18 protein-coding genes and 1 pseudogene are annotated in these 22,405 nt (G+C 61.0%); 15 read left to right on the top strand and 4 right to left on the bottom strand.

Going from position 1 to position 22,405, the window contains the following annotated elements:
- Window positions 1-3: 3 nt before the first annotated feature.
- A complete protein-coding gene (locus I6I71_RS11235; protein WP_201821112.1) occupies window positions 4-408 on the top strand; it encodes an Rv2175c family DNA-binding protein in 405 nt (134 codons plus the stop codon).
- Between the two features lie 35 nt (window positions 409-443).
- Here the strand turns inward: I6I71_RS11235 and I6I71_RS11230 are convergent, their stop codons facing one another.
- Together I6I71_RS11230 and I6I71_RS11225 are read right to left on the bottom strand one after the other, a co-directional pair.
- Window positions 444-1,547, bottom strand: a complete 1,104-nt coding sequence (locus I6I71_RS11230; RefSeq protein WP_201821110.1) for a polyprenyl synthetase family protein — start codon at window positions 1,545-1,547, stop codon at window positions 444-446.
- Window positions 1,548-1,558: 11 nt separating this feature from the next.
- The gene (locus I6I71_RS11225; RefSeq protein WP_201821108.1) at window positions 1,559-2,119 is read right to left on the bottom strand and encodes a GNAT family N-acetyltransferase; all 561 of its coding nucleotides are present in this window, start codon (window positions 2,117-2,119) and stop codon (window positions 1,559-1,561) included.
- A gap of 146 nt (window positions 2,120-2,265) precedes the next feature.
- Here I6I71_RS11225 and I6I71_RS11220 point away from each other — a divergent pair, with 146 nt between their 5' ends.
- The 14 genes and pseudogenes from I6I71_RS11220 (at window position 2,266) to I6I71_RS11155 (ending at window position 18,953) form a co-directional block, all read left to right on the top strand.
- Complete coding sequence (locus tag I6I71_RS11220) at window positions 2,266-2,703, top strand: SAV_6107 family HEPN domain-containing protein (protein WP_070496007.1); 438 nt, start codon at window positions 2,266-2,268, stop codon at window positions 2,701-2,703.
- Between the two features lie 121 nt (window positions 2,704-2,824).
- Window positions 2,825-3,220: a DUF3040 domain-containing protein gene (locus tag I6I71_RS11215; protein ID WP_070496008.1), complete on the top strand. Its 396-nt coding sequence runs from the start codon at window positions 2,825-2,827 to the stop codon at window positions 3,218-3,220.
- Between the two features lie 720 nt (window positions 3,221-3,940).
- Window positions 3,941-4,375 carry a division/cell wall cluster transcriptional repressor MraZ gene (gene mraZ / locus I6I71_RS11210; protein ID WP_052203625.1) on the top strand — a complete coding sequence of 145 codons (435 nt, stop codon included), beginning with the start codon at window positions 3,941-3,943 and terminating at the stop codon, window positions 4,373-4,375.
- A 196-nt stretch (window positions 4,376-4,571) separates the two neighbouring features.
- The gene (gene rsmH / locus I6I71_RS11205; protein WP_052203627.1) at window positions 4,572-5,585 is read left to right on the top strand and encodes a 16S rRNA (cytosine(1402)-N(4))-methyltransferase RsmH; all 1,014 of its coding nucleotides are present in this window, start codon (window positions 4,572-4,574) and stop codon (window positions 5,583-5,585) included.
- 4 nt (window positions 5,586-5,589) lie between these two features.
- Window positions 5,590-6,288: a cell division protein FtsL gene (gene ftsL, locus I6I71_RS11200; RefSeq protein ID WP_052203629.1), complete on the top strand. Its 699-nt coding sequence runs from the start codon at window positions 5,590-5,592 to the stop codon at window positions 6,286-6,288.
- An 81-nt stretch (window positions 6,289-6,369) separates the two neighbouring features.
- Window positions 6,370-8,301: a peptidoglycan D,D-transpeptidase FtsI family protein gene (locus I6I71_RS11195; RefSeq protein WP_101734504.1), complete on the top strand. Its 1,932-nt coding sequence runs from the start codon at window positions 6,370-6,372 to the stop codon at window positions 8,299-8,301.
- 15 nt (window positions 8,302-8,316) lie between these two features.
- Window positions 8,317-9,840, top strand: coding sequence for a UDP-N-acetylmuramoyl-L-alanyl-D-glutamate--2,6-diaminopimelate ligase (locus I6I71_RS11190; RefSeq protein WP_201821106.1), 1,524 nt, complete (start codon window positions 8,317-8,319; stop codon window positions 9,838-9,840).
- Window positions 9,841-11,382, top strand: coding sequence for a UDP-N-acetylmuramoyl-tripeptide--D-alanyl-D-alanine ligase (locus I6I71_RS11185; RefSeq protein WP_201821104.1), 1,542 nt, complete (start codon window positions 9,841-9,843; stop codon window positions 11,380-11,382).
- 15 nt (window positions 11,383-11,397) lie between these two features.
- On the top strand, window positions 11,398-12,504 hold the full coding sequence (gene mraY / locus I6I71_RS11180) for a phospho-N-acetylmuramoyl-pentapeptide-transferase (RefSeq protein ID WP_052203634.1): 1,107 nt from the start codon (window positions 11,398-11,400) through the stop codon (window positions 12,502-12,504).
- Window positions 12,501-13,877 (top strand): UDP-N-acetylmuramoyl-L-alanine--D-glutamate ligase, encoded by a 1,377-nt coding sequence (gene murD, locus I6I71_RS11175; protein WP_236587318.1) that lies wholly within the window; start codon window positions 12,501-12,503, stop codon window positions 13,875-13,877. Before mraY ends, murD begins: the two co-directional genes overlap by 4 nt.
- 40 nt (window positions 13,878-13,917) lie before the next feature.
- Window positions 13,918-15,426: an FtsW/RodA/SpoVE family cell cycle protein gene (locus tag I6I71_RS11170; protein ID WP_236587317.1), complete on the top strand. Its 1,509-nt coding sequence runs from the start codon at window positions 13,918-13,920 to the stop codon at window positions 15,424-15,426.
- A gap of 21 nt (window positions 15,427-15,447) precedes the next feature.
- Window positions 15,448-16,542: a UDP-N-acetylglucosamine--N-acetylmuramyl-(pentapeptide) pyrophosphoryl-undecaprenol N-acetylglucosamine transferase gene (locus I6I71_RS11165; protein WP_201821102.1), complete on the top strand. Its 1,095-nt coding sequence runs from the start codon at window positions 15,448-15,450 to the stop codon at window positions 16,540-16,542.
- A gap of 22 nt (window positions 16,543-16,564) precedes the next feature.
- Window positions 16,565-18,025: pseudogene (gene murC / locus I6I71_RS11160) on the top strand (UDP-N-acetylmuramate--L-alanine ligase); the annotation flags it as partial.
- A gap of 1 nt (window position 18,026) precedes the next feature.
- A complete protein-coding gene (locus I6I71_RS11155; protein WP_201821096.1) occupies window positions 18,027-18,953 on the top strand; it encodes a cell division protein FtsQ/DivIB in 927 nt (308 codons plus the stop codon).
- 901 nt (window positions 18,954-19,854) lie between these two features.
- Here the strand turns inward: I6I71_RS11155 and I6I71_RS11150 are convergent.
- Window positions 19,855-21,633: a hypothetical protein gene (locus I6I71_RS11150; protein ID WP_201821093.1), complete on the bottom strand. Its 1,779-nt coding sequence runs from the start codon at window positions 21,631-21,633 to the stop codon at window positions 19,855-19,857.
- An 89-nt stretch (window positions 21,634-21,722) separates the two neighbouring features.
- Window positions 21,723-22,385, bottom strand: coding sequence for a hypothetical protein (locus I6I71_RS11145; RefSeq protein ID WP_201821091.1), 663 nt, complete (start codon window positions 22,383-22,385; stop codon window positions 21,723-21,725).
- Window positions 22,386-22,405 lie beyond the last annotated feature (20 nt).

Raw genomic sequence — 22,405 nt, 5'->3', positions numbered from 1 at the left:
AGTATGGCATTACACTTACACACCGTGAATACACCACAGCAACAGCCACAGCAGCCACAGACACTTGATGCCTTGCTTGCAGACGAAGAACTGCTCGCGTACCCCGACGTTGCCGAAACCCTCGGCGTACCTGTGACCAAGGTCCACGACCTTGTAGCCGCAGGCAAGCTTGTGGCCTACCGCAAAGACGGTGTGCGCTACATTCCCGCCGCGCTTCTGGATGACGGCGAGCTATCCAAGTTTGTAGCGGGTGCGATCACCGTGCTTGCAGACGGCGGCTTTAACCCCGAAGAAATCCTCCACTTTTTGTTCACGCCCGATGCGTCCCTGCCGGGGCGCCCAGTAGACGCGTTGCATGGCCACGGTGCGCGCGAAGTGATTCGCCGCGCGCAGGCCATGGCGTTTTAAGTATGGCGTTCTAAGTGTGGCGTTCTAAGTAAGTTCTAGTTGTGCCGCGCGGTGGCCTTGATAGCCAGTGCGCGTAGGTTTTCCCGCACGTTTTCGGGTAGGTCAGCTGCATCAAGCTTTGCCAACCCTGAGGTGGTAAGCGCCTCAATGCGCTCTTCTACCGTGTCGACGGCACCGCTTTGCTCAATAATGCGCGCCAGTTCCTGCAGGTGCTCGGGGTCGGAGGCGACGCCGATGCCGTCGCGAAGAGTGGCGGCGTGGGGGCTTGACGCCGCGTCCAGAAGCGAAAGCGCACTTGCGTACAGCACGGTGCGCTTGCCCTCCCGGATGTCATCACCAGCAGGCTTGCCGGTCACCGCGGAGTCACCGAAGACACCAAGCAGATCATCGCGCAGCTGGAAAGCGATGCCGATGTCCTCGCCGTAGCCACGAAACGCCTCGATGACTTCCTCGGAAGCACCCGCGAGCGCCGCCCCAAGATGCAGGGGACGCTCAATGGTGTACGCGGCAGTTTTGAAGCGGTTCACGCGATCAGCCATTTCCACCGACTCGCTGCCCTCGGCCTCCAGCATGATGTCCAGGATCTGCCCGCCGATAACCTCGGTGCGCATACCACGCCAGGCACCCTCAGCACGGGCCAAGGCTTGGGTGCCTACACCGGAGCCGCGCCACATATCTTCAGCCCACACCAGAGCCAGATCACCGATCAAGATGGCGGCATTGGTGCCAAACACCGCAGCGTTTCCGCGAAAACCCTGCGCGCGGTGTGAGGCTTCAACGCTGCGGTGCACGGTGGGGTTGCCGCGCCGGGTATCGGAAGCATCAATGATGTCGTCATGCACCAAGGCGCAGGCCTGGATGAACTCCAGAGCTGTAACCGCGCGCAGCACCGCAGCAGGATCCTCACTCTGGTTTTGCAGGCCACCGCCGCCGACAAACCCTGCCCAGCCAAACAGCGGACGGATACGCTTGCCGCCACCAAGAACGAATCGCTCCAAGTGCCCCACAGCTGCGGTAACCGGGCCCCCAAGCTTGGCAATATCGCTGTCGCGCTGGCGGAAGAAACGCTCAAGTTCCGCGTTGACCGCTTCAGGGATGTGCTCGAAATCAGGGATCTGTTGTGATGATGGGGCTTGCATAGCCTCTAAGACTACAGATCAAGCGGCAAGCGCCGACCCAGGATGGCAAAAGGGCGGGCGTCGCCGGGATAGTAGAAATCCCGCGCGACATCTTCAAATCCAAATTTGCGGTACAGGCTGAACGCGTTGTTGGCCTCATTGTCCACCTCCGGGGTGGAAAGCACTGCCCACTTTGCCGGGGCAAGGCGCAGTAGTTCGCGCAGCATGGCAGCACCGATGCCGGCGCCCTGCTGTGAGGGGTGGACGTGGATCTCGGCTACCTCGAAATAGCTGTTGAGCAGGTCCTGGCGCTGTGGGGTTATACCGCCGTTTTCTTCCATTGCGCGTACCAATTGCTTGTCCCACCAGCGTTCGCGGCTGCCGAGGAAGCCGTAGCAGCCGCCCACCACCGTGTCCCCGTCAATTGCGGCCAAAGCAGTAAACCCAGGGGCAGTGACCTCGCCGCGCCAGACGCGCACGCGTTGGTTACTTATCTGTGGGTCATAGCCCATCGCCGAAACGTAGATCCCCACGAGGGTGGGCGCGAGGATGGAAAACTCGCCGGGACTCAAACGTCGAATGCTGATTGGCACTCCACTACCTAACCATGCCGCAGGTCTTCCCCGTGGCACATTCGGTATCGAACTGGTGTGCTATCCGTTGGGTGGGTGTGTGGGGTGGGCGTTTTAGGGTTAGGGCAACAAAGAAAACAATGGAAGAAAAGATAGGGGAAACACCCATGAATAGTGTTGTATCTGCCACAACGTCCAAGGTCTACGGGTCGCCGGCGAGGATTTCGCGCCGGGATGCATTCTTTAATGCCGCCGAAGACCTGATTGCTGCGGCTCACGATGACGTTGAAGCTGGCCGCTTCGATTTAGCCATGGAGAACGCCTACCGTGCAGCACTGCGTATTGCGGGCGCGGTCAACGCCGGTTCTGAGGTACTGCGCAAGCGCAAGCGTCTGCCAACTAGCGCGTGGGAAAAATTAGCGTTGTGTGGGCCGGAAGGTAAGGAGTGGGCTGCTCGCTTTAGCGCCTACTCCCGCCTGCGTGGGCGGGTCGCCTCCGGTTTAGAGTTGCACCCCGATCCGGCGGTTGTGCTGAACCTTTTGGGCGATGCGGAAGAGTTTCTTTACGCAACGCATCCGGGCAAGGCGCCGCTGGCTGCTGCCTAGCTGGTTATCGAACTCTTTGCATAGCTAGTGTGGCTGCGGGAACAAAACGGCTACGATGGCCGTTGTTACAGCAACAGAGATTTAGCATTGCCCACCGGTAGTTGTGAAAGAGTTATAGCCAGTGTCTCTATCTGAGCAAGAACAGCAAATGCTGCGCGAAATTGAGAAGTCACTCCTCGCGGATGACCCGAGGTTTGCTAGCAGCGTGGCCCGTGAAGCCGGCTTTTCGGATGCGCCGCGAAGTGGTCAGCTAACGCTGCGCAGCGTCGCGCTGCTGGTCCTTGGCATCGTGCTGCTGCTTGGCGGCGTCGCCTTGTCTTCCCTCACCATTTGGGCCGTGCTGATTAGCGTGGTCGGCTTCGGTGTCATGATGGCCGGTGGTGTCATGGCACTTCGTGCACCCGCATCCCCGTCTCGTGGCCAGCGCCCAGCGGCAGGTGGGCAGCGTCCCCGCTCTGCGCGCAGTGTGAACATGGAAGAGAATTTCCGCCGTCGCTTCCAAAACCCTGACGCATAGTCAGTAGCAGTCTTATGCGCCCTTCCGTTTTTGGGAGGGCGTTTTTTTCATTCCCGGCTGTATGTCAAAAGGTGTCGCGTATTGACCGATTGGCCGCGCCGACTTCCTATGTGGCCATCTCTGGACAAATATGCAGGGGAAGATATGCAGGTCTGCAGGTCAAAGGGATTTTTCAATAAGAGGCCCGTTAATGAAAATGGGGCGCTACCTGCAGACCTGCATATCTTCCCCTGCATATCTGTTGAAGTTGGGCGAGGCGTGTTGGGCTAGTTGGGCTCGGCCTGTTGGACTAGCCGGGGGTTGTTATGTCCGCACGCCCCCACCAGGGCCCCCCACTTCGCCCCACTAGAAGCCCCCACTTCGCCCCACTGGAGTCTTGTTTGGGGTCGATATGCGCCCATGGTGGGTATTCAGCGTGGGTTTTGTCCGGTTTGAGGGGTGGGGGAGCTGTGGGCGTCGTGAAGCAAAGTGTCCTAAATGTACGAAAGTGACACATGTGGCGGTAGAATCCCCGTATATCCCCCACCGCATTAACCTGCAGTAATAGAGATTTTTCCGTTTATTTTGCCGCGCGGTGTGGCGTTTGTGGGGCAAAGTGGGTTAAAGTGGGGCACAGCGGAGAATCGTGGTGGTCGCCTTGACTACGTGTCCACCGGGAATCGAAGCCACAGAAAACTGCATAAGCCAATGTCAGAAGGTGAAGGAAAGGTAGGTCGCCGGATGTTTCTGGGAACCTACACTCCCAAGCTCGACGACAAGGGGCGCCTGACGCTGCCCGCCAAGTTCCGTGAGGAGCTGGCGGACGGGTTGATGGTGACCAAGGGGCAGGACCACTCGCTAGCGGTCTTTCCCCGCGAGGAGTTCGCGCAACGTGCCCGCAAGGCCGCGGCGGCTTCTCGTACGAACCCGAAGGCACGCGCGTTCATCCGAAATCTGGCTGCCAGTGCGGATGAGCAAACGCTTGATGGTTCCGGTCGCATCACGTTGTCGCCGGCGCACCGTGAGTACGCAGGCCTGACTAAGGAGTGCGTGGTCATTGGCTCGGTTGATTTTCTGGAGATCTGGGACGCAGAGTCCTGGGCCGCATACCAACAAGAAACTGAAGCCGCTTTCTCGGCGGCGGATGATGACGACATTCTCTCCGGTCTGCTCTAGGGACTGACTACCCCTAACACGGCAGGCACTGACTACTGACGGAGAGCGTGTACGGACTCTGTCCGGGGCGTGAGCTCCTCTGGTGTACTTCCCCGACATCAGAGCAGCCGCCCCGGACAGGGCTCTACTCGCTCCCCGCAAGGGCAACTCTTCAACACATCTACACACGCGCAGCAGGGCAAAAGGGGTGGCACCCATGGATTACGCAATTGAGGCGAATCACGGTCATGTCCCTGTTATGCGTGATCGCATGGCGGAGCTTCTTGCGCCTGCGGTGGAGAAGTTCGGTTCCCAAGCGGTGATTGTGGACGGCACGTTGGGCGCCGGCGGCCACACTGAGCACTTCCTGACTGTGTTCCCGCAGGCTCGCGTTATTGGCGTTGACCGTGATCCGTTGGCGCTTGCGCAGGCCACGAAGCGCCTAGCGCCATTTGGTGATCGGTTTACCCCACTGCAGGCGCGCTTTGACCAGATCGCTGGGCCGATTGACGACGGTGAGGGCGACGCCTTCGATCTCGTACGCGAAGTCGGCGTGGCCGGTGCGCTCTATGACCTGGGTGTGTCGTCGATGCAGCTGGATCAGGAAGAGCGCGGCTTTGCCTACAAGGTGGACGCTCCGCTGGACATGCGTATGGATCCCACGCAGGGAATCACGGCGGCGGAGGTGCTCAACACCTACTCGCATGGTGACATTGCACGCATTTTGAAGACGTATGGTGATGAGCGCTTTGCGGGCAAGATCGCGTCTGCAATTGTCAAGGAGCGCGAGCGTGAGCCGTTTAGCCGCAGTGGGCGCTTAGTGGAGTTGCTGTATGCGACGATCCCGGCCGCGTCCAGGCGCACCGGCGGCCACCCGGCGAAGCGCACATTCCAGGCGCTGCGCGTTGAGGTCAACCGTGAGCTTGAAGCGGTGGAGAACGTCGTGCCGGTGATTACGGATCTGCTTGGCGTTGGCGGTCGTGTGGTGTTCATGAGCTACCAGAGCTTGGAAGACAAGATCATCAAATCCGCGTTTGCGGATCTGACCACGTCGAAGACCCCGCCGGGGTTGCCGATGGATCTTCCGGGTACCGCGCCGAAGTTCAAGCTTGTCACCCACGGAGCCGAGAAGGCGTCGCAGGCCGAGATTGATGAAAACCCACGTGCCGCCCCGGTGCGAGTGCGTGGCATTGAGAAGCTCCCGACCGATACCCCGAACGAAGGACAGTGAGACCATGGCAGTGAAAACCCGCGCAGCTGCAACTGTGTACGCGCCGGCGCCGACGCGCACGCCGCGTACCTCGCCTGACACCCGTCCGGGGTTGCGCCCGAATGTGCGCCCGCATGTGCCGCATCAGAAGTCGCGCGGTGGGCGTCTTGGCTCCCAGCAGGTGGTGTCGGTCCGTGGCCGTAGGGTGGCCACGACGGCGAAGCAGAAGACCGCATTAGGCAAGGTGGGCGGCTTGACGGTCGTGCTACTTGTCATCGGCGTGACCATTGCGATGCTGCTGTCTGGTCTGTCCACGGCGCAGACGTTTACCATCCAGCAGCTGCAGTCCCAGGAGCGCCAGCTGACCAATGAGGTTGAATCCCTCAACCGCAATCTGGAGGATCTGCGTTCTTCTGCGGAGGTCACTCAGCGCGCGGCAGAGAAGGGCATGTTGGTTGCTGGTCAGCCGGGCATTGTCGCCATGCTTGACGACGGCCGCATTGAGCACCGCCGCGACTTCAACCCAGAGTCTGTGGCCAAGTTGGTTGACGTTAATGGGGCACCGACCCGCGCCGACCGCGCAAGCAGTGATGAGAAGGCAACCGCTGAGCTTGGCGATAACTTGGCTCAGGTCCCGGGCGGCAACGTGGTGGGTGAAGCTCCCGCCGTTGAGGGCTTGGCCAACTTGGCGCCGTACCAGCCGAACGTTCCCGCCGCGTTCTAGCGCGTGGTGCGCCAACTTGCACTCGCCAGGGTGCAAGATGGATGGGAACTAGCAGCAGATAGAGGTAGGTGAGGTTTCGGCGTGGGCAAACATCCGCAGCCGGTACGGCAATCCCACATTACAAACCGCCGCGCCTCTGGGCTTGCGGTGGCGTTTCTCCTTGTAGCTGCGCTTTTAGTTGGCCGCCTGTTTTGGGTGCAGGTGGTGTGGGGCCCGGAACTTCGCGTCCAGGCTGCTGACCAGCGCACCCGCAAGTACGACGATGTTGCGCGCCGCGGCGAGATCACTGACCGTGAGGGCAAGCGTTTGGCCTACACCATGCAGGCACGATCGCTAACCGTTTCGCCGATCATGCTGCGCAAGGAGATCCAGGAGCAGCAGGAGCTGAAGCTGCGTGTAGAGGGCTTGTCTAAAAAAGACATCGACGCCCAGATCGATGCTCGTGTTGAAGACGTCCTGCGCACCATGGCCAATGAGATTCCGGTCATGATTGCGGAAGGCAAGCCGGAGACGGATCAAAGCGTGGACGATGGCGGCAACCGCACCGTAGGTAACGTTTCCGCCCGCGAGATCCTGGACAAGCTGAAGGCAGATACCCACTACGAGGTGTTGGTACGCAACGTGGACCCGGATGTGGCCGCGAAGGTTGCTAAGAGTTTCCACGGCGTGGCGGCAGACCACCAGGACATCCGCCAGTACCCGAATGGCGCGATTGGTGAAAACATTTTGGGCAAGGTTGGCATGGACGGCCACGGCCAGTTCGGCCTGGAGGCCTCCAGTGACGCGATCCTGACCGGTATTAACGGCAGTTCTACCGAGGATGTCTCCGCCGACGGCCTTGCTATTCCGGGCAGTCTTCGCGACGTTGTGCCGGCGGTTGACGGCGCGGATATCCAGCTGACCATTGACTTGGATCTGCAGACCTTTGTCCAGCAGACGCTTGAGCAGGCGAAAGCGAACTCGCTGGCCAAGAGTGGCCAGGCAGTGGTGCTGGACGCGCACACGGGTGAAGTGCTGGCAATGGCTAACACGGACACCATTGACCCGAACGGCAACTTGGAAAAGCAGCTGAAGGAGGGCCGGGACTTTGACAACACGTCAATCTCGCACCCCTTTGAGCCGGGTTCTGTGGCGAAGGTGATCACCGCCGCCGCAGCAATTGAAGAGGGCCTGACTGACCCGTATGAGGTCCACCAGGTGCCGGGCTTTATTGAGATGGCTGGTGTTCGGGTCAACGACGCCTGGTCCCACGACGTTGCGCCGTACACCACGGCGGGCATCTTTGGTAAGTCCTCCAACGTGGGCACGCTGCAGCTTGCACAGCGCCTGGGTGAGGACCGTTACTGGGATTATGTGCGCCGCTTCGGCATTGGCCAGACCACCGGCATTGAGCTGCCAAATGAGTCCGATGGTCTGTTGCCGGTGCGTGAGCAGTGGTCGGGCGGTACCTTTGCCAATCTGCCAATTGGGCAGGGCATGAGCTGGTCCGCGCTGCAAATGGCTGGCGTGTACCAGGCTTTGGCGAACGGCGGTGAGCGTATTGAGCCGCGCATTATTGCCAAGGTCACTGGCCCGGATGGGGAGGAGATCCCGCAGCCGGAGCCGGAACGTGTACGTGTGGTCAGCGAGGAAACGGCACGGACCACGGTGGATATGTTCCGCTCTGCGTTCCAGTCGGACCCAACCGGGATGCAGTCCGGTACCGCTCAGAACGCAGGGCTGGAGGGCTACCAGCTTTCCGGTAAGACCGGCACGGCGCAGAAGGTGAACCCTGACACGGGCGCATATTCCAATAGCGCGTTTTGGATTACGTTTGCTGGTATCGCTCCGGCAAATGACCCGCGTTTTGTGGTTGCCGTCATGTTGGATGAACCGCAGCGTGGTCCGCTTGAAGGTGGTGCCGGCGGCCAGTCGGTTGCGCCGGTATTTACACAGATTGCCAGCTGGTTGCTCAACCGCGAGAACATTCCGCCTAGCCCACACGCAGAGCCATTCCTGCTGCAGGCACAGTAAGAGAGGGAGGACACCATGAACGCAGTAAACGGGGCAACCATCCGCAATCTTGCCCAGCTGGCTCACGCTGAACTTGTCAACGCGCCGAGCGAAGACATGACGGTGACCTCTATCAGCCTGGACTCTTCCGCAGTAGAACCCGGGGGCATCTTCGCGGCACTTCCCGGCACCCGGGCACACGGCGCGAGCTACGCCAAAGATTCCAAGGCAAGTGCTTTGCTTACGGACGCCGACGGGCTCGCCATCATCCGCTCCACCAAGGACCCACGCCCAGTGCTTGTCGTTGACAATGTTCGCGCTGTGTTGGGGCAGGTGGCTGCTGAGGTGTACGGGTGGCCGTCGACAAGCATGAAGCTCATCGGGGTGACCGGAACCTCGGGCAAAACCACCACCACCTACATGTTGGAGCGCGGGCTGGCTGCGGCCGGCTGCAAGGTGGGGCTGATCGGTACGACCGGTACGCGTATTGCAGGCGAAGATGTGCCAACGAAGCTCACCACCCCTGAGGCGCCGAAGCTGCAGGAGCTGTTTGCGCGGATGCGCGACGCTGGGGTGACACACGTGGTGATGGAGGTCTCCTCCCACGCGCTGATGCTGGGGCGCGTTGGCGGCACGCAGTTTGATGTGGCGGGCTTTACCAACCTGTCCCAGGACCACCTGGATTTCCACTCCACCATGGAGGAGTATTTCGAGGCCAAGGCCCTGTTCTTCGATCCCGAATCGCCCTACGCGGCCGAGAAGTCCGTGATCTGTGTTGATGACCAGTGGGGCGTGAAGATGGCTGGCATTGCCAAGGATCCTGTGCTGGTGGGTACCCGCGGCCAGGACGGTGTGGACGTGTCCGCGCACCAGGAAAGCGTGGATGCCACCGGCGTGCAGCACATTTCGCTTGAGGTACGCGGTGCGCCGCACACGCTGATGCTGCCCATGCCGGGCAAGTTCAACGTGGCTAACGCGGCGCTGGCTGTGGCACTGGCAACGGAAGTTGGGGTGGACGCAGAAGCGTTCATCCAGGGCCTGTCCGGCGCGAGCGTGCCTGGGCGTATGGAGCCAATTGACTGCGGCCAGGAGTTTGTAGCCGTGGTGGACTACGCACATAAGCCTGCCGCGATTGCCGCAGTGCTTGAGACCCTGCGCGGCCAGGTTAGCGGGCGCGTAGGAATTGTGGTGGGTGCTGGTGGTGACCGTGATGCGTCGAAACGCGCGGTGATGGGCGCGGAGTCTGCCAAGGGGGCGGACTTGGTGCTTGTTACTGATGACAACCCGCGCACCGAGGACCCCGCCGCGATTCGCGCTGCTGTGCTGGCGGGCGCGCGCGAGGCAGGCGGACGCGCCCAGGAGATCCGCGAGGTTGCCGGTCGTGCCGCGGCGATTGACCAGCTTGTCGCGTGGGCTAAGCCGGGCGATGCCATCATTGCCGTTGGTAAAGGCCACGAGGTGGGCCAGATCATCGGAGAGACCACCCACCATTTTGATGACCGTGAGGAAATGCGCCGCGCACTGACTGCGCGCATGGGCGCCAGTGAGGAGATGGATTAAGTGATACCGCTTACTTTGGAGCGCATCGCCGAAATCACCGGCGGGCGCCTCAGCCCGGAGGCAGACCCTAAAACCCAGGTCACAAGCTTTGTGGAGTTTGATTCCCGCAAGATCACCCCGGGTGGCTTGTTCATTGCGTTGCCGGGCTCGCGTGTAGACGGCCACGATTTCGTCCCCAAAGCCATCGAGCAGGGAGCTGCCGCCGCGCTTGTCACGCGTGAGGTGTCATCACCTGCGATCATTGTGGACAAGGCGCCGCCGAAAAAAGGCGACAACTCTGACTTGGCCGTGAACGATCCGGATGGTTCCGCCGCAGGTGTTGTGGCCGGCATGACAAAGCTTGCTGCGTATGTGGCGCGTGAGCTGAGCACGAACCACGGGCTGACCATTGCGGGCATTACGGGCTCTGCTGGCAAGACTTCTACGAAGGACCTGATTGCCGCGGTACTGTCGCGTGCGGGCGAAACGGTCGCCCCGCCGGGATCCTTTAACAACGAGATTGGCCACCCGTACACGGTGCTGCGCTGCAGTGAAGACACAGACTTTTTGGTAGCTGAGATGTCCGCACGCGGCATTGGCCACATTGCGCACCTGGCAAAGATCGCTCCGCCGAAGATTGGCGTGGTGCTCAACGTCGGCTCCGCCCACTTGGGTGAGTTCGGCTCGCGGGAAAACATCGCGCTGGCTAAAGGTGAGCTGGTGGAGGCACTGCCAAAAGCCGCGGATGGGGGAGTGGCGGTGCTCAACGCGGACGATGATCTGGTTTCCGCGATGCACACGCGAACCCAGGCTCGCGTGGTCACGTTTTCTGCCGAAGGCAAGAACAACGCGCAGTACTACGCCACAGGCGTCACGCTGGATGAGCTGGCGCGCGCAACGTTCACGCTGCATACTCCTGCAGGTGAGCCGCAGCAGGTGCGCTTGAACGTGTTCGGCGCACACCAGGTGTCCAACGCCCTTGCCGCCGCCGCAGTCGGCGTGGAGTCCGGCATGGATCCAGCCGTGGTGGCCGAGGCGTTGAGCCAGGCGCACTCTGTTTCCGTTGCGCGTATGGATGTAGGCACTCGCCCAGACGGCGTGACCGTGATCAATGACGCGTACAACGCCAACCCGGAATCCATGCGCGCGGCCATCGCTGCACTTGGGTTTACTGCCGCGGCGCGTCCCGGTGTGCGCTCCATCGCGGTGCTGGGCGAAATGGCGGAGTTGGGCGGTTCTTCCACAGAAGAACACGCTGAGCTTGCAGATGAGCTTGCCCGATACCGGGTCACGCACCTGGTCACCGTTGGGTTCAACGATGCTACGGAAGCGCTGGCAACGCGAGCAGTAGAACACGGCATTGATACCCACCAGGTGGCGGATGCGGATGGGGCGGCGGAGGTCGTCGAAAAGCTGATAGCTCAACCACCCGCCGGTGTGGAGGGCTGGGCGGAGATGCGCCACCGCGATGTTGTGCTGGTCAAGGCCTCGAATGCGCTTCGGCTATGGGCAGTGGCCGAGCGGCTGATGCCGGGCAATACCCTTATAAGTGACAAAAGTTAGGCACTGAGGAGAGTCATGATCCAACTCATCATCGCCGGGATTGTTAGCTTCCTGGTGGCGATTTTCACCACCCCAGTGCTCATCCGGTATTTCCACCGCCGTGAGATGGGCCAGGAGATTCGTGAGGACGGCCCACAGTGGCACGCCAAGAAGCGTGGCACACCAACCATGGGCGGCCTGGCCATCCTGCTGGGCATCACCGTGGGTTACGTGGTGAGCGCCCTGTATGCAATTGCTGGTGGGCATGCCGGTTTCACGGCTTCCGGTTTGATTGTGTTGGGGCTGACACTCTCGCTAGGCCTGGTGGGCTTTGCTGATGACGGCATCAAGATCTTCTTCAAACGCAACCTGGGCCTGAACAAGACCGCGAAGCTGGTGGCGCAGCTGGTCATCGCGGTCGGCTTCGGCTTGCTCATTACGCGCTTCCCTAACGACGCAGGGCTGACGCCTGGTTCCACCTTCCTGTCCCTGACCCGAGATGTTGAGACCATCGATATTGCCGTGGGCGGGGGAGTACTGGGCATCATCCTGTTTTTGGTGTTCATCTACTTGCTGCTGGCGGCCTGGTCGAACGCAGTGAACCTGACGGACGGTCTGGATGGTTTGGCCGCAGGTACCACCGCGCTGGTGATGGCGGCCTACACGTTTATTACGTTCTGGCAGTTCCGTAACTCCTGCGAGGCTGCCGCAACCGCAGGCTGCTACTCGGTGCGTGACCCGCTGGAGCTGGCTGTGCTGGCCGTGTCCGGGTTTGGCGCTTGCATGGGCTTTTTGTGGTGGAACGCGGCGCCAGCCAAGATTTTTATGGGCGATACCGGCTCGCTGGCTCTCGGCGGTCTGGTTGCCGGGCTTTCGGTGACGTCGCGCACGGAGCTGCTCATGGTGATTATCGGCGCGCTGTTTGTTATTGAGGCTGCGTCTGTTGTTATCCAGGTGGCGTCCTTTAAGACCACAGGCAAGCGCGTGTTCCGTATGAGTCCGTTCCACCACCACTTTGAGCAGGGCGGCTGGCCGGAGACCACAGTGGTGATTCGGTTCTGGCTGATCTCCGGCATGGCCGTGGCTACTGGCTTGGCGGTGTTTTACTCAGAGTGGCTGTTCCAGATTGGTGTGTCGCTGTGAGTGGCGTGAGCGTGCCGGCGCCGTTTGATCGCGGCGTGATTGTCGCTGGTGCTGGCGTGTCCGGCACCGGCATTGCCACGCTGTTTCGCGGCATTGGCGTGGATGTGCTGATTGCGGATGACCGCGCAACGGGTGAGGGCATCATCACCACTGAGGCGGCGCGCGCTCACTTCGGTGAGGTCGGTGCGGTGGTCACGTCTCCAGGTTGGCGGCCCGATTCGCCCTTGCTTGTCGACGCCGCGTTTGCGTCCCTCCCCGTCATCGGCGATGTAGAAGCCTGCTACAGGCTTGACCGCGCCGGTGTGTTCGGCCCGCCTCGGGATTGGCTGGTGGTCACTGGTACAAACGGCAAGACCACCACGACCGGCATGTTGGCGGCGATGATGCAAGAAGCCGGCAAGGACACCGGCAAGCGCGCGGTGGCGTGCGGCAACATTGGCGTGGCCGTGGCTGATGCGTTGGATGCGCCGCAGCGCGTAGACGTGCTGGTGGCGGAGCTGTCCAGCTTCCAGCTTTTCTGGTCCGATCAGCTTGTGCCGGATGCAGCCGTGTTGCTGAACCTAGCGGATGACCACATTGATTGGCACGGTTCGTTTGCCCACTACGCGGAGGCGAAAGCGCGCGTTTTGCGCGCCACGCATGCGGTAGCTGGCATTGATGACCAGCATGTGCGCGAGCTTGTTGCTCGGGCGGGACGCGATGGAATCATTGGTTTTACGCTTGGGAAGCCGCAGGCTGGCCAAGTTGGCGTTGCAGGTGGCCGGATCGTGGCCAACCTGCACGGCGAAACGGTGGATGTCGCCTCGGCGGAGGGCATTGAGCCCGCCGGCGCGGCCGGCGTGCTCGACGCCCTCGCCGCCTCAGCTGTCGCGCTGACCCAAGGTGCGCGCCCCGAACACATTCAGCGCGCTCTTGCGCAGTATCACGTGGAGGGCCACCGCGGCGCGGTTGTGCATAGCGCCAACGGCGTGAACTGGGTGGATAACTCCAAAGCGACCAACCCGCACGCCGCGGATTCTGCGCTGACTGGCGCGGGCACCGTCGTGTGGGTGGCAGGCGGCCAGCTCAAAGGTGCTGCGGTTGATGAGCTCATTGCCGCGCACGCGCACCAGTTGCGCGCGGTGGCGCTGATGGGCGTGGACCGTGAAATCTTGCGTGATGCGCTTTCTCGCCTCGCCCCGGACGTGCCCGTCTTTGTCACGGACTCCACGGACCCGGATGTTGCTATGGAACAGGTCGCAGATTTTGCGGCCGCCCAAGCCCAACCGGGCGACACGGTGCTTTTGGCGCCGGCTGCGGCAAGTTTGGATATGTATTCCGGAATGTCGGCGCGTGGTAACGCGTTTGCCGCCGCGGCAATGAGACACTGCTAGGCACTACATAACTATCCGAGCGAAAGGGCACTATTTTCCGATGACGGCCACTGGAACCCGCCAACGCTCGATGAAGCGCCCGCCGGAATCGGGGTTTGCCCGTGCACTTCGGCGGATGCGTCAATCCATGGATTCGTACCCGCAGTTGGATTACACGGTGATCCGCACTGTGGTGCTGGTGCTGACTGGCCTTGGCGTGGTCATGGTCATGAGTTCTTCGATGGCCACGTCCTTTGCCTTGTCTGAAAACCCGTGGGCGATTGCCGTGCGCCAGGGAGCGATGGTGTGCGCGGGTTTGTTTGTGTTTTGGCTGGCGCTGAGGACGCACCCGGAGCGGCTGAGAACGTTTTCCTCGTGGTTCATGCTTGCCTCTGTCCTGCTGTTGATCGCGGTGTTGATCCCGGGCATTGGTACTGGCCGTGAAGAGGTTGGTTCCCAGTCGTGGATTGTGCTTGGTCCGTTGCGTCTCCAGCCTTCTGAGGTTGCCCGTATCGCCATTGCTATCTGGGGTGCTCAGGTGCTTGCGGGCCGTGATCCGCGCGACTGGAAGCGTGCTGGTAGCGGCTTCCCATTGTTTGTGTTGGTTGCGGGACTGTGTGCTGGTTTGATTGCCGCACAGGGCGATATTGGCATGGCCTTGTCCTTTTCCATCGTGGTTGCGTTGATTCTCTTCTTCGCTGGGGTGAGCTGGGGAATCATCGGCGTGCTTGGTGGGGTTGTTGGTTTTGTGGCTGCTGTCGCATTTTTCTCTGGTGGTTTCCGCTCCCAGCGTTTCCACGTGTACTTCGACGCGCTGTTTGGCCACTTTGAGGACACGCGCGGTGTTGCTTTCCAGTCGCACCAGGGCTTTTTGTCGCTTGCAGACGGCTCCTTGTTCGGCGTCGGACTCGGCCAATCCCGCGCCAAGTGGTTCTACCTGCCAGAGGCACGCAATGACTTCATTTTCGCAGTTATTGGTGAGGAGCTCGGCCTGTGGGGCGGCGCCCTGGTTATCGGGCTGTTCGCTGCGCTTGCGTGCTTTGGCTTGCGCTGCGCGCGTCGTGCCCAGAGCCAGTTCCAGTCCTTGATGGCCGCGGCGCTGACTGCGGGTGTTGTTTCCCAGGCGTTTATCAATATCGGTTACGTGGTGGGCTTGTTGCCGGTGACCGGTATTCAGCTGCCGATGCTGTCTGCTGGTGGTACGTCCGCGATTATCACCTTGGCGGGTATGGGCGTGTTGGCGTCTATTGCACGCCATGAGCCGGATGCGATTTCGTCGATGCAGAACCATGGCCGCCCAACCTTCGACCGCGTACTCGGTATTCCTGAGCCGCGCACGTTGGCGCAGCTGCGTGAGGAGTCGAAGCCGGCGCGTGGTGCGGCTGGGCGTGTGCGTCGTGAAGCAGACAAGCGCGAGGCACGCTTCGGTGCCCCGATCGCTGGTGGCCGTACCGTGCGCCCCACCGCGTCGCGTGCGCCACGCCGTGACCAGCCGCGCCGCGAAGCCACGCGCTCTCGTGGAGCCTACGGTAATCATGGCGCCCTCAATTCAGACCGCCGCGCCGGTTAGTGCAAGCAAAGGGGAGTTTCGTTGTCTTTCTCATCTTTGAGTGTTGTTGTTGCTGGTGGTGGCACTGCAGGCCATATTGAGCCGGCTTTGGCTGTGGCGGAGGTGCTGCGTGACACCTACGGTGCCGAGGTTCGCGCTTTGGGCACGGAAAAGGGGTTGGAGACCACGATCGTGCCAGCCCGCGGCTTTGAGCTGTGCCTGATTGATCCGGTGCCCATTCCGCGCGGCAAGCCGTGGAAGCTGTTCGGGGTGCCTGCGAAGCTGGCAAAGAGTGTCAACCAGACGCGCCGCGCTTTGAAAGATGCTGGCGCGCAGGTGGTGTTCGGCACCGGCGGATACGTCGCGGCTTCTGCGTATCTGGCGGCGAAGTCGCTCGGCTTGCCGTTTTTCGTGCTGGAAACCAACGCGCTTGCAGGCATGGCCAACAAGCTTGGTGTGCGCCTTGGCGGCGTAGGCCTGAATGCGGTTGCCAATTCCGGCATGCGCGGTGACGTGGTTGGCATCCCGGTCCGCCCCGGCGTGGGCGTGGACCCGGATGGCGCGAAGGCTGAGCGTGGCTACCGCATGTGGAACCTTGACCCTGTTCGCCCAACCCTGCTGGTTACGGGTGGTTCCCAGGGCGCGGTGAGCATCAACACGGCGCTTGCCGGTGCGATTGAGCGCCTCACCAATGAAGGCTTCCAGGTGCTGCATGCTTATGGACGCAAAAACGACGCCCCCGCACCCCACCCCGGCTACACAGCTGTGCCATATATCGATGACATGGAAGCCGCCTACGCGGTGGCCGATGCAGTGCTATGCCGCTCTGGCGCGATGACGGTGGCAGAGAACTCCGCCGCTGGCCTGCCCGCCATTTACGTGCCGCTGCCGCACGGCAACGGTGAGCAGGGGCTCAACTCCGCGCACTTGGTTTCCGCCGGTGCCGCGCTGCGTATCGACGATTCCGCGCTCACCCCCGACACCCTCTACACGGCAGTCAAGGACGTCCTTGGTAGCCCTGAGCGTGTGGAGGAGATGCGTCGCGCCCTAGCCGAGACAGGTGCGGGTGAGGTGGCGGAAGACATTGCGCGTCGCATAGCTGAAGCTGCTGAGTCGGCCGCTGAGTCGGCCAAGTAGAAGTTACGTAGATTAAGGAACCATGATGCAACCCGCAGTTGATCTTTCTCGCGTCCACCTCATTGGCATTGGCGGCGCTGGCATGTCGGGCGTGGCCCACATCCTGCTTGACCGCGGTGCGGTTGTTACCGGCTCTGATGTGAAGGATTCGCGCCCGGTGCGCGCTCTTCGCTCCCAGGGGGCGAAGGTTGCCGTGGGCCATGCGCCGGAAAACCTTGAGCTTTCCGGCCAGCTGCCCACCGTGGTTGTGACCAGCTTTGCCGCGATCCCGAAGGACAACCCGGAGCTGGTGCGCGCGCACGAGGAGAACATTCCGGTGATTCGCCGCTCGGATCTGCTTGGTGAGCTTATGGAGGGCTACACCCAAGTCCTGCTCGCCGGCACCCACGGCAAGACGTCGACGACCTCGATGACGGTCGTTGCATTGCAGGCAGCTGGCATGGATCCGTCTTTTGCCATCGGCGGCCAGCTCAACCGTGCGGGCACGAACGCGCATCACGGCGGGGGAGAGGTTTTCGTCGCTGAGGCTGATGAGTCTGATGCGTCACTGCTGCGCTATAAGCCGGACGTTGCCGTGATCACCAACATTGAGCCGGATCACCTGGATTACTTCGGTACCCGCGAGGCCTACTTTGAGGTATTTGATGCCTTTGCGGACCGCGTCACCGAGGGCGGCCACCTCGTGGTGTGCCTTGATGATGACAACGCTGCCGCCTGCGGCAAGCGCGCCGCCGCCCGCGGCATCAGCGTGTTGGGCTACGGCACTGCTGAGGCAGCCGCGCGCCATGCGGACCTGCAGCCTGGTGCGGTGATTGTTGAGGAGACGCTGGTTGACGGCGGCGTTGCCGTGACCATCGAGTTGTCTGATTCTTCGCGCGTGTCCTACCAGCTGGCCATCCCGGGTCGCCACATGGTGCTGAACTCAGCGGCAGCCCTGCTCGCCGGGGTGCTTGTTGGCGGTGAGCCCGCCCAGGTTGCCCAGGGGTTGAGTGATTTCACGGGCGTGCGTCGTCGTTTTGAGCTCAAGGGCGAGATCACCGACGGTGCGTTTAAGGGCACCAGGGTTTACGACGACTACGCGCACCACCCAACCGAAGTCGCCGCCGTGCTTACCGCAGCGCGCGAAAAGGTCGCCGCGGAAGGCAGCGGCGCCCGGGTAGTTGTGTGCTTCCAGCCCCACCTGTACTCCCGCACCCAGGAGTTCGCAGCAGAGTTCGCCGAGGCACTCTCGCTTGCCGACGCCTGCGTGCTCCTCGACATCTTCGGCGCCCGCGAAGCCCCCGTCGAAGGTGTGTCTTCGCGCTTGATTGCTGACAAGATCGCCGAATCCACCACGGTTCTGCTGGAGCCAGACTTCTCCGCGGCGCCCGCCACGGTGGCTTCGGTGACCAAACCGGGCGACCTAGTGTTCACCATGGGCGCCGGCAGCGTCACCCTGCTTGGCGACGAAATCCTGACCACCCTCACCCAACCCGCAGGCACCCATGTCGACGAAAATTAACTTCCCGCCACCGGAAGACGAACCCAACGACCCGGTTGAACAGCCCGAGCCTGAGGTTGAAGCGCCTGAGGCTGAGGAGTTCGAGGCAGAACAGCCCGAGGCTGAGGAACCTGAAGCCGAGCCCGAGCCTGCAGTTGAACAGCCCGAGGCCGAGGTTGCGGAGCCCGAAGAGCCAGAGCCTGAGCCTGAGCCTGTAAAACAACCTGCGTGGCCGGAGAATGAGAAACCGAAGATTGATCCGGTGCAACAGCGGATTCGCCGCCGTCGCGCGGCGTTGTCCATTGGTGGATGTCTTGGCATTGTGGCAGTGCTGGCTGCGGTAGCTCCATTCACGCCAGTGGTCCCTATGCGAGGAATCAATGTCCACGGCAATCACGTGTTGACGGAAGAGTACGTCCAGCAGCTTGCGGATATCGCCCCGGATACCCCGATGGGGCGCGTGGATGTGCGTCGTGCCGCACAGAACATTGCCGCTGACCCTTGGGTGGAGACCGTAACCGTGTCGCGTGATTGGCCAAGCAGCGTTGACGTTGAGGTCACGGAGCATGTGGCGGTGGCGTTTATTGCACAAGACGACGGCACACATCTGATCGACAGCAATGGCGTCGACTTCCTGGTTGCTGAACCACCACCGCAAGCTATTGAACTCGTTGGGGCACCGGTGGCGGATGCTGAGGCGATGGTGGCTGTGGTGGATATTGCGGCGTCGATTAGCGAGCGAGCCCGAAACGAAATTGCCGCCATCGACGTCGCACCGCTCAACCACGTGTTGCGCACCAACGACGGCCGCACCATTGTGTGGGGTGCGTCGGAGGACAACGAGAACAAGTCGTATGCCCTAGAAGCGGTGCTGCAGATGGAAGGCCGCGAGTTCAACATCACGAACCCGCAGCTTGTCACCAGCAGGTAGGGCAGACTTGGCTCGCCCTCGTGTCGGTCGCCCCTGTCTTGCGGTGTCTTCTAGGCGGTGTTTTCCGCGAGGCGGAAAATCTGTACCCAGCAGGAGGGTTTTCCGCGAGGCGGAAAGCCTTAACTGAACCGGGCAGGAAACAACTACCTCGCGATCGAGGTGGCGGATTCGTCCGTTGATTATCCCGGACAAGCCAGTCCCTCTCATCAGATATGCAGGTCAAGATATGCAGGTGTAATGGTCAGGGCGTTTTTTCAATAAGCAAACCTTAATGAAAAAATCCGTCTACCTGCAGACCTGCATATCTACACCTGCATATTTGTGTTTGGACGGCTCTTCGTCGCATTCCGAGAGCTGCCTGAACAACGACGCCAGGCGGGAACGGGTTGGGCTCAAATGGCTGTTCCTGGTCTTGCAGTGAAATTCCAGAAGGACGTTTCCGCGCCGCGGAATACCCTCAACCTCTACGAGGCCGTTTTCCGCGCTGCGGAAAATCTGTACCGAGCCGGGCAGGACACAACCACTTTTCGATCCACGTGGCGCATTCGCCCATTGATTATCCCGGGCGAGCCAGTCCCTTTCTCAACAGATATGCAGGTCAAGATATGCAGATGTAATGGTCAGGGCGTTTTTTCAATAAGCAAACCTTAATGAAAAAATCCGTCTACCTGCAGACCTGCATATCTACACCTGCATATTTGTGTTCAGACGGCTCTTCGTCGCATTCCGAGAGCTGCCTGAACAACGACGCCAGGCGGGAACGGTTTGGGTTTAAGTGACTGTTTTCTGGTCTTGCAGTGAAATTCCAGGAGGACGTTTTCCGCGCCGCGGAAAATCTGTACCCAGCCGGAGGGTTTTCCGCGCCGCGGAAAATCTGAGCCCAATCCCAATCGGACGGGCGCTAGTCGCGTACGTTGTGTCCGATAACGCTTGGGAGGACGAGTGGGGCCTCGCCAAGCAGGGCTTTCAGGTTTCCGTCACGTTCAACAGCACTGGTGACAGCCTGCACCTTTGCAGCTTTACGCTGCTTGCCTTGGCCTCCAGCTCCGCCGCCAGCGCCCATGGCCATAGGGCCGCCAGCGACCGTTGTCGAACGAGCCTGTGCACCAGAGTTTGCGCCGCTTGCACTGTAAGCGTTTGCACCTGGAGCAGATCCTGTGCCGGGCGCACCCGCGCCGCTAAGTGGGGCACCGCCGGAACCCATGCCCATGCCAGCTCCCATGCCGGTACCCACACCCATGCCACTTGCGCCGATACCTGCGGCAAGGCCACCAGCCATGCTGCCCATGCCGATACCGCCGGCAAGACCTTGCGCATGAGCAGCGCCACGGCCCGCGTTGCTACGAGACGAAGGGGAGCCGAGACCGTTACGACCGCCGCGATTGCCGTTAGCGCCACCGAATGCACCCATGCCGCCACCGGCGAGACCGCCGCCGGCGTTCGTGCTCGCGGCAGAGGCGACACCCGCTGCGTTGCTGCCAATCGCACCTGGGGAAATCGAATTCATACCTGCGGCAGAACCCAGGCTGCCAGGTGCACCGCCTGGCATACCGGCACCCGGGTTGAGCGTCGGCGGCATGGAAGGTGCCGACAGGGAAGCAGCCTGGGTTTGGGTTGCGCCTGCCTTAATCGCCTCCACAACATCCGGGTTGACCTTGCCGTAAGCATTAATAACGTCATCAGGCGTAGTCGCACGAGCCAGATCGCCATGGCCGAGCGCCATGAAAGAATCGCGGATGATCTTTGGCAATGGCGAGCGGTCAAACGACGGGGCAGTGGGTTGTTTCGCCTCGCGGATATCGAAAGGATTGCCCGGGACCTGGTCTAGGTCTGGAAGGAGTTTCGCAAACGTCGGAATCGTTGCCACCAGCTGAGAGCTGGCGCGTGGACCGAAGGCGGCGAGGTAGGTCGCTTCGTAAGCGGGACGGATCGTAGGCGGTAGGCCAACCGCCACGGCAGCAGCAGCTGCAGCCATCGCTGTCTCTGCCGCCGCTGACTTGGCGAGTGCGCTGGTGTGCATAGACATGGCGTCGGCACGCCGTGCGTACGCGTTGCCAGCATGCTGGATCTTGTTAATGCGCTCATCGCCGCGCTGCACCCACCTTGTTTCGAGTGAGGTGGCGAACGAGTTCTTCACACCGAAGAGTGCCGTGACGGATTCATCAATGGTCCGTGCCATAAGCGTCCAGTTCGCTGCTTCGGCTTCCGCGGCAGCGATGTTGGTAGCCATTAGGAGCTGCTCAAGCATGCGCAACGTCATCGGCGGGGCTGCTACTGGCGCTTGCGGGTGGAATGCGGTTGCCTTCGCGTTGACAACGTTCAGCGACGCTTCCATCTGCCCGAATTCCGCCATGAGCGGATTCAATGTTGCTAGGTCAATACCTTTGAACATTCCCGCAAGCGAATCATCGGAGCGCTTCATATTCTTCAGATTGATCTCTGAAACGTTCGCGGCGTCCATCAGGTGAGAAGCCAACACCTTGAATGATTCGGGCGCGCTCATGGATGAGATCAGCCCCAATGCTTGTCCCGCTTCGCGGTAGCCGGTGACGTTGGAGAACACGGCTAACTCGTTCTTAAATCCTCGCTTGAAAGGATGCGAGATTGAAGAGGCTTCTTCCTTAAGTAACTTGATGCCGGCCAACAAAGATTCGGTGTCAAGGCGCACTTGCTGCGACAAAATAACCCCCCATTTACTTTTTGATTTACGTGTTTGGGGAGAAGCTTAAAGGGCGGCGTCCAAGAATGGAACCCTTTCGCGTGCACACTTTAGTGGACATCGCCGGTGCCGAATTGTAGGAAGAGCTGTTCAAAGATGTGAATCGAAAGTTCGCACATTTCTGCCTGAGTCACATCATGCGCAAGGCCTCCGGCAGATGCGCCGAAACCGCCACGGAGGGTATCGACCTGGGTATAGCAAAGACTTGGGTCGTGGTTGTTAGCAGCAAACGCGAACAGCTCGGGGATTAATTCAGATCTGTAATGGGGGAGCATTAAGCCTTGCATCTCGATCATTTCGCGGTTCGTGTTGCCGTTGTCGAAGGAAGTAACGATTGCACGGTCTAGCTGCTCATCGGTGCTAGGAATTTCACAGAAGCTTAACTCGCTTATCGGCCACCCATCCCCCTCAACCTCAATCCCCGGGAACCCCGCCGCCGCGTATTCTTCCAAAGTGATTTCGGTGCAGGGGTTAAAAATATCGTCGCCAAGCGCGTAGGGGTCGAAGTCCCCGAATTCGAGGAAGCCGGATTCGAAGGCGAAGCCGCGAGGTCCAGCAGCACCCTCAGTCTCAGCAACCGAAGAAACACCAGCCTCAGAACCAACACCAAGCGATTCAATTTTCGCGCTCGGCACACAGGCGCTCAACGTCAGCGCAGACCCCAACAGTGCAAGCGCAGCCCCCGAAAGCGCAACAAAAGACTTTTTCAACACTGCGTTTCCCCCTTCGGTTT

This window comes from Corynebacterium riegelii, from assembly GCF_016728505.1.
Lineage (GTDB): Bacteria > Actinomycetota > Actinomycetes > Mycobacteriales > Mycobacteriaceae > Corynebacterium > Corynebacterium riegelii.
Note: the sequence above shows the minus strand (reverse complement) of the source record. Positions and strands in the feature narration are given on the sequence as shown.

Coding starts and splice junctions, on each gene's coding strand:
- ftsL (WP_052203629.1), top strand. CDS start 5,590: ATGGCAGTGAAAACCCGCGCAGCTGCAACTGTGTACGCGCCGGCGCCG.
- I6I71_RS11190 (WP_201821106.1), top strand. CDS start 8,317: ATGAACGCAGTAAACGGGGCAACCATCCGCAATCTTGCCCAGCTGGCT.
- I6I71_RS11235 (WP_201821112.1), top strand. CDS start 4: ATGGCATTACACTTACACACCGTGAATACACCACAGCAACAGCCACAG.
- mraZ (WP_052203625.1), top strand. CDS start 3,941: ATGTTTCTGGGAACCTACACTCCCAAGCTCGACGACAAGGGGCGCCTG.
- I6I71_RS11170 (WP_236587317.1), top strand. CDS start 13,918: ATGACGGCCACTGGAACCCGCCAACGCTCGATGAAGCGCCCGCCGGAA.
- rsmH (WP_052203627.1), top strand. CDS start 4,572: ATGGATTACGCAATTGAGGCGAATCACGGTCATGTCCCTGTTATGCGT.
- I6I71_RS11155 (WP_201821096.1), top strand. CDS start 18,027: ATGTCGACGAAAATTAACTTCCCGCCACCGGAAGACGAACCCAACGAC.
- I6I71_RS11220 (WP_070496007.1), top strand. CDS start 2,266: ATGAATAGTGTTGTATCTGCCACAACGTCCAAGGTCTACGGGTCGCCG.
- I6I71_RS11230 (WP_201821110.1), bottom strand. CDS start 1,547: ATGCAAGCCCCATCATCACAACAGATCCCTGATTTCGAGCACATCCCT.
- mraY (WP_052203634.1), top strand. CDS start 11,398: ATGATCCAACTCATCATCGCCGGGATTGTTAGCTTCCTGGTGGCGATT.